Origin of the sequence: Halopseudomonas formosensis (genome assembly GCF_900115905.1) — a bacterium.
Classification (GTDB): Bacteria; Pseudomonadota; Gammaproteobacteria; order Pseudomonadales; family Pseudomonadaceae; genus Halopseudomonas; species Halopseudomonas formosensis.
The window spans coordinates 401,926-409,428 of record NZ_FOYD01000003.1; the positions used below are offsets into that span (position 1 = coordinate 401,926).

Consider the following 7,503-nt stretch of genomic DNA (forward strand, 5'->3'; position numbering starts at 1 on the left):
GCTATGGCGCCAATCAATGCCGCCGGGTGTATCGTGGCCAGCATCAGCATGAACACGCAGGTGATGCCGGCCGCCCACTTCAGCATCCGAGGCAGCCACTCGGGGAATTCCTTCCATTCGCAGAACTCCAGCCCTGAAGCTGTCAGCCGGTAGGCGAATTTGGTTGTCTGGTGGGTTATGCTGAATATCATTGAGCCAAATAAAAATAGGCCGAATATTGTTAAAGACAGTTGCCAGAATAGTGGGCGTTCAATGTCAAACCCCAGCCAAATAGCCATTGGTATAGCAATCAGGGAAACTCCTAGGCACAGTCCATTGGCAATATCCGTGTTGTACGCTCGGGCCCTCAATGACCACTCGGCCAGGGCCGGTTCATCCTTGTACTGCCAGTCCAGCTGGGGCGGCAGGGTCAGGGGTTTGCGTGAGAACATCTGAAGTCTCCATGGCAGCCAACAACTCAGCTGGCAAGTTCCGTTTTGTTGGGCAGCATCAACCCATCAGGCATAGATGGGGATGTAGGCCTCTTCATAGGGTGTGGATTCGGGGAGGTGCTCGCGGATGATCGCGATCAGATCGTCGAGTTGGGATTTTCGGCAGTAGAGAAGCGTCTCCCAGGGGATCATTCGACCCTTGCCGCCATCAGCATTAGGGTTATACCACTCGAAATGTAGCCCAATGATGGAGCGCCGGCGGAACACCGTCATCTTGGTAAAGTCACTCCATGGCTTCACCTTGTGCCGATACCTTTCATGCATTTCCCGGAACTGACTCGACGTCCCCATTTTCAGATACATCAGCCCCATCATGCCCGGCCCTGCTATGGCGCCGATCAATGCCGCCGGGTGTACCGTAGCCAGCATCAGCATGAACACGCAGGTGATGCCGGCCGCCCACTTCAGCATCCGAGGCAGCCACTCGGGGAATTCTTTCCATTCGCAGAATTCCAGCCCGGAAGCGGTCAGCCGGTAGGCGAACTTGGTTGTCTGGTGGGTCATGCTGAATGCTCCACTCATGACAACACAAAAGAGCAAAACATCAATGAGGATGTGATGGTCGCCTAATGTCCTGTGCCAATACGTCCCCGCTAATGAGATAAGCGTGAAGATAACCAGGAGACCATTAGCAATATCCGTGTTATACGCCCGGGCTCTCAATGACCATTCGGCCAGGGCCAGTTCATCCTTGTACTGCCAGTCCAGCTGGGGCGGCAGGGTCAGGGGCGATTCAAACATCTGAAGTCACCATGGCAGCCAGCCGCGCTCGGCTGGCAAGTTCCGTTTTGTTGGGCAGCATCAACCCATCAGGCATAGATGGGGATGTAGGCCTCTTCGTAGGGTGTGGATTCGGGGAGGTGCTCGCGGATGATGGCGATCAGATCGTCGAGTTGGGCTCTGCGGCAGTAGAGCAAGCGGTCCGTATCTATCATCCGCCCCTTTCCTTCATCGGCCATCGGATTGAAGTAGGTGAAGTCCAAACCGATGATCGCGCGCCGCCGGAAGACGATCATCTTGGTAAAGTCAGTCCACGGGTGAAAACCCTGGTGAAACCGCTCATGCATTCTCCGGAACTGACTCGACGTCCCCATTTTCAGATACATCAGCCCCATCATGCCCGGCCCTGCTATGGCGCCAATCAATGCCGCCGGGTGTATTGTGGCCAGCATCAGCATGAACACGCAGGTGATGCCGGCCGCCCACTTCAGCAGCCGGGGCAGCCACTCGGGGAATTCCTTCCATTCGCAGAATTCCAGCCCAGAAGCGGTCAGCCGGTAGGCGAACTTGGTTGTCTGGTGGGTCATGCTGAATGCCCCGCTCATGACAACCATATAGAGGAAACCCCCGATAAGTAACTGATCCTTCAGATTCGTCGCCATCGATGGCAACAACCAATACAGACAGGGTACTTGGACGATCAGGAAGAAGGCCGCAATCGCGTTGGCAATATCCGTGTTATACGCTCGGGCCCTCAATGACCATTCAGCCAGGGCCAGTTCATCCTTGTACCGCCAGACCAGCTGGGGCGGCAGGGTCAGGGGTTTGCGTGAGAACATCCGAAGTCTCCATAAAGGGTGCTGGCAGGGTAATCATTTGTGGTTGTACGGCAGTGCGTGAGAGAAGCTCACCTTCCACTGGCCCATCCGACAGCGGGTCGCTGATCAGCTCGGCGGCTCGGGGGGCATTCATCAGCTTGGCCCTGAACATGAAACGCATGGGTTCACGTTCCTTATCCAATTCCGGGTAGCTCAGTTCCAGCTCGACATAGGAAGCACCACTGACCGGTATCCAGGTGCGCCAGTGGTAATGGCTGGCCTCAGCGGAATAATCATGGTCGCTCGGTAGTTTGTCGTTATGGCCGACCGGGGGCATATTCGACAACGGGTCATCCTCCAGTGCCGGGCTCCAGTAGCCACCGCTCAAGCGGTCGTATACCTGCTGCTCCAGAGCAATCACGCTTCTGCTGGCCAGGAACCCGCCGGCCTTGCGTACAAATACGGCCTTGACCTCGCAACCCTGGCCTGCCAACTGGGCCGGCAGGCTGATCTGTAACCAGGCACCATCGAGCCCGTTCCAGTATGGGTTATTGGTCGAGCGAACACTGACGCCCGGGGTCAGACATATCTGCGCCAGTTGCCAGAGGCTCTGCCCGTGGGCTTCATCGGTGTTATCCATGGGGATGGCGGCCTTGCCCCAGTAGCACTGGTACAACCAGAGTCGCAAACCCTCACGGTGATAGAGGCTGACCAATACGCTGGCGACCAGATAGACCAGCCCTACAATGGCCAGTAAGCCAATCATCCAGCCGCCCATGACCCAGGCAAAGTTGAAGTAAAGACCTGAAAGGCTGCCCAACGTCTGGATAGACCCCAAGAACCCCATCGCATAAAGTGAACCTAACTGCAGGTTCAACGCCTCGGTCTGCTCCTGACTGGTCGCCCGCTCCATCTGTCGACCGACCTGCACAATCTCGCTTGCTGCCGCGATGACATTCAGTGCCGCCATACCTGCGGTGCGGGCAATAAGGCGCTGGGCGAGCTTGGCGTGGGCAAACTGGCTTTCCTTCAACCAGACACGCGCCCCTGCCTGGGTCAATTCCAGTGTCTGGCCCCGAATCACCCCCACCATATTCCCCACCCGCGCCCACATCGGCATCACCATCAGCGCCATCAACAACGAGCCCGCGGTAGCCAGCGAGGTGAGCAGCTGGTTCTTTTCCTCACCGGTGAGGTAACCGTCGTGATGCACCGCCCGGGTGGTCACCATCAAATTCCACAGGCCGAGGCCGGCAAGCAGTACCGGCAGGGTTCCTCCCAGGTTGAGGTCAACCCACGCCTTGGTACGGGCGGCATAGGCGGCCGGGCTGGTTGCCTTGAGGTGCAGCTGGGTCTGCGCTTCTGACTGGCCGACCGTAAACAGCAACACTTCAAGCTGTTGGACGCTGACCGTGGTGCTGCGGGACTGGCCTTTCAATACACCATATACATGCCGGGGGCAGTTGCTGTAGTGGTCCTGCAGCGCCACATCCAGTGCACGCAGATCCTGGCGTGCTGACTTCTTGTCATACCAATTGCCTGATCTGCTCAGTGTTCCCTGCTGACCTCGCCGCTGCCTGGCTATTGTCTGTTGCTCCATAGTCCATTGCTGTTGTTCACGGGCGAAGTTCCTGTTGAGCTTCAGGGCCACAATGTCGGAAACCTCATGGCTCACCACAATCTGGATGAGCGAAAGGCGCAGCACATGCACCGCCGTCGTCGGATTATTGGCCTGGGCCTTGAGCGCCGGCAGGAACAGTGTCGACAACCGATTCCATACTTCACCGGCGCGTTGAAGAGTAGCCTGACGCAGAGCGTCCATGCTCATGCGAGCTGTCTCGGACAGCGAGCGGTAGAGGCGGCTGTTCCGCACCATTTCCAGACTGAGCAGATCCTGAACGTCCTCTGCCCCCTTGAGCGTCCGCTGCCAGAAGTCGCTCCCGGTATTGATCTGGCCGCTGGTGTCCGGCTGCTGTCCCAAGCCATCGATCGTGCCGGTGGTGGTGTAGTTGTAGGCGATCTGTTCCAGGGCCTGGGCGAGCTCGCTATTGAAATTGAACAAGGCCAGACCTATGAGATTGCTCTCTTCCGTCATCTGGCGATACAACCATGACTGCCCCTGGAATTGGAGCCGGGCCAACCGCATGATGCTGTTATTCTGCGCTGGGGCGTCCACTTCGTCGCTGCTGCAGCCCCCCAGGCTCTGGGCGATTCCCTCCACCCACTCAAGCAGTTCTGCGCTCTGCTGCGCGTTGCAGGTGTCGTAGAACAGCGCTTCTACTTCCGGTCGCAGGGACTCAAGCCAGCGAATCAGATCAGTCTCGGAAACCCGCACGTGGCGACGCAGACGCAGTAGTTCATCAGCCCTCTCATTTAAAAAGATGCAGACTTCGTCGTAGCGCACATCGTTGCGCCAGGTGTCCTTGGCCCGCCAGTCTTTGGCCAGCTCATGCCATGCCGGATGGTTGTGCGACACCTGCCACTTGTCGCGCATGATATCCACATCGATCTGGTGTGCGTGCAAGGCGCCGGCAACCGCACCTAACTCAGCATGCGCGCCACCATGCGCATAGGCATAGCTGGTGAGAAAGCGGTGCGCATCGGCAGTGAATGCAAGTCGCTGCTGCAGATCGTCCCTCACCGCCGTCGGCATGACTGCGTCCAGGTCGACGCCGCAGGCCTGATGCACAGCCAGAGCACTTTGAATGGTGTTGCGGTACTGGATGTCAAACTCGCCGATCTCTGCCAGACGACCGTTGAGCTGCATGTTCAGATCCTGAATGACCGCCAGAGGATCATCCAGCGCGATAAACAAGGCCGTATCCTGATCCGGTACCGCGCCCAACACCTGAGCATCGCTGATGCCGGGTTTGACTTGCATGGCCGGGTGTTCGCTGTTCGGCTCCCCTGTGGTGGGCACGAAGGTCGTCTCGAAACCGGGGACCGCTCCAGCGCTGCTGATATCGGCTACACAGTCGCCCAGAGTGCGCAACGGGGCGCCATGGGCAATCTGCAGGCCGTTGCAGTAGCTGCCCAGATCCAGGTCACGCATCCACTGCGTCTGCTGCTGAACATTGCTGCGCATTCGTTCGCAGATGCGCCACGTCCATTGCACCGGCGAGTAAGCCAGGCGCAGACGACTGCTGCGCGGGTAAAGCAGATAGGGTCGGGTGTCGCCGGCATTGTCGCGCGCGTCCTGCCCCAGCTCCCGCTCTGTCCAGACCATCCGGGTGAACAGATGGCCCTGTACGCGGTACTCATGAAAGGTGCGCGCCACTTCGTCCCAGACATACAACCAGCCATCACGCAGCTGACGCAGTGTATAGCTGCGCGACTCCAGAGGCGGCAGATGCCCGGCGTCGAAACCTGTCGGCAGAGGATTCGGCCCCTGTGACGAGCCCTTGGCAGGCGACTCATCCAGTGCATAGCGTACCGGGAAGATCGCCACTTCCTGTGCACGCAGCGGGCACTGTGCATTGGCACTGGCAGGCTTGTCCTCGAACTGCTGATTGCGTTGGGCCTGCGCGAGGGATAGCGGATGTACGACCGTCATGAAAGTCCCTTCTGCTGACAGTTGAGAAAATCGGCTTCGAAAGCCTGAATGCGTGCATCCGGAGGGACGCGCTTCATATGAGGGTTATCAGTCAGCCAGACGGCATACCGGCCCTCCTCGGCACTGCACACCCCATCGCCGAGCCGAGCATGCAACTCCAGCCAGATGGCGATACTGCGTTCGGTGGTCAGCCCCCAGGCCTGGGCTGCCTGATATTGCCCGGTAAGCCAGTCGCCCCATCGGCTGCCCAGAGCTTCCCTGAAGTCGGGGACGGCCTGCTCAAGCCAGCTATCCAACCGGTCAGCAAAGCGCCGTTGGTAGGCCTGTTCCAACGCCTGGATCTGTGGCTCTTCCAGGTGGCTGAGCCGAAAGGGTGATGACGAGGTCGTGGGTTCGGACGAATGAAAGCTGAGCCACTCGGTGTGTTGCCGGTTCTGCCAGCGGCCTCTGTGGGCCGCCATGCGCCATTCATCGATCGGCCCCAGTACGGCAGACAGGGCCTGGGGACCGTAGCTGGCCAACCAGTGTTGCGCCACCAGAGGATCGGCAAAACGCAGCAGACTGGCACTCCCCAGCGTATCGCTGACCTCTATGAACTGCCGCAGATGGTCGGCCACCGCCGCTATCGCCGCCTTGCTGCGCAGTACCGACGCGCAGGCCTGCAATGTCGGGTCACCCTCAAAGTTCATGATCAGCCCGTTGGGGGACAATGGCTGCACCAGCACAGGACCAATATCGGCCAGCTCGCGCCAGGGAGTGCGCGCATACAGAGGTTCAACCTCCAGTGGCTCATCCTGCAGATACAGCCAGGGCAGCAACTGTTCGCGCAGGACGCCGTCGAACAGCAGGTAGGACTGGCCAGCGACGCTCATTGCCCGGTTCCTTCCCTCGCCAGTGCCGGCTGTTCGGGCTGCAGGCAGATGTCGCAGCGCGGCGCAGCACGCATCAAAGCCTGACGCTGCGCTTGCACCAGCAACTTGCCCTTATCTGCCACCTCGGACGCCACCGTCTCACCCGGCACCAGCGGCCTGGCTCCTGAGCCCTGGCCTGCGCTGCCACCGGAATTCATCTTCACGTTCGGGCCAACCAGAGTGACGCCACCGGGGTCGAGCTTGACGAAACTGCCACCGACCTTGAAGGTGATTTCCGCGCCGGCTTCCAGCACCACTTTCATGCCGCTGGACAGGTGAATCTCCTGCCCTGCCTCGATGAACTGCCCCTGCCCAAGCTTTACATGCTGGTTGTTGGCGACGGTCAGGTGGTCATCCGCCTTGATTTCTGTTCTGCGGTCGGCGTGGGTGCGGTGGTGCTCTTCGGCCAGGTTCTCGGTGTAACGGTTGGCCTCGATGCGTTCATGCCGTTCGTTGCCGACGCGGATGCGCTGGTCGTGCCGGATGCTCTGATCCCAGTCGCGCTGGGCGTGAATAAAGATCTGCTCCTCGCCGGCCTTGTCCTCGATGCGCAGTTCGTTGAAACCGTTGCCGCCGGGGCTGCTCAGGCTCTTGAACAGGCTGCGGGTCTTGTGTGCCGGCAGCTCACAGGGCACCGGATGGGCACTGTTGTACAGACAGCCGGAGACCAGTGGCTGGTCCGGGTCGCCTTCCAGAAAACTGACCAGTACTTCCATGCCGATGCGCGGGATGGTGACGCTGCCCCAGTGGTTGCCGGCCCAGCTGCTGGCCACCCGCAGCCAGCAGCTGGTGTGGGCGTCGGCCTGGCCTTCGCGGTCCCAGTGGAACTGGACCTTGATCCGGCCCTGTTCGTCGCAGTGGATTTCTTCGCCGGCAGGGCCGGTGACCACCGCGGTCTGCTGGCCCTGCACCCGGGGTTTGGGGTGGCGCAGGGCTGGGCGGTGCGGGGTGTCCCAGGGGGTGGCCTGGAAGTGGTTGCGGTAGCCTTGGGTGAAGGCTGTTTCCCCCTC

General features: G+C 59.8%; 5 protein-coding genes and 1 pseudogene. All 6 read right to left on the reverse strand.

Annotated elements, in window-relative coordinates; translation table 11 throughout:
- Positions 1 to 431 (reverse strand): annotated as a pseudogene (locus tag BM046_RS16230) (hypothetical protein); the annotation flags it as partial.
- A gap of 66 nt (positions 432 to 497) precedes the next feature.
- A complete protein-coding gene (locus tag BM046_RS07205) occupies positions 498 to 1,232 on the reverse strand; it encodes an HPP family protein (RefSeq protein ID WP_090538403.1) in 735 nt (244 codons plus the stop codon).
- Positions 1,233 to 1,300: 68 nt separating this feature from the next.
- Positions 1,301 to 2,050: a hypothetical protein gene (locus BM046_RS07210; RefSeq protein ID WP_090538404.1), complete on the reverse strand. Its 750-nt coding sequence runs from the start codon at positions 2,048 to 2,050 to the stop codon at positions 1,301 to 1,303.
- A complete protein-coding gene (locus BM046_RS07215; RefSeq protein ID WP_090538405.1) occupies positions 1,992 to 5,582 on the reverse strand; it encodes a T6SS effector BTH_I2691 family protein in 3,591 nt (1,196 codons plus the stop codon). The genes BM046_RS07210 and BM046_RS07215 overlap by 59 nt, the downstream gene beginning before the upstream one ends.
- Positions 5,579 to 6,454 carry a DUF4123 domain-containing protein gene (locus BM046_RS07220; protein WP_090538406.1) on the reverse strand — a complete coding sequence of 292 codons (876 nt, stop codon included), beginning with the start codon at positions 6,452 to 6,454 and terminating at the stop codon, positions 5,579 to 5,581. The genes BM046_RS07215 and BM046_RS07220 overlap by 4 nt, the downstream gene beginning before the upstream one ends.
- On the reverse strand, positions 6,451 to 7,503 hold a 1,053-nt coding region (gene tssI / locus BM046_RS07225), incomplete at its 5' end, for a type VI secretion system tip protein TssI/VgrG (protein ID WP_143084165.1). The genes tssI and BM046_RS07220, both read right to left, overlap by 4 nt.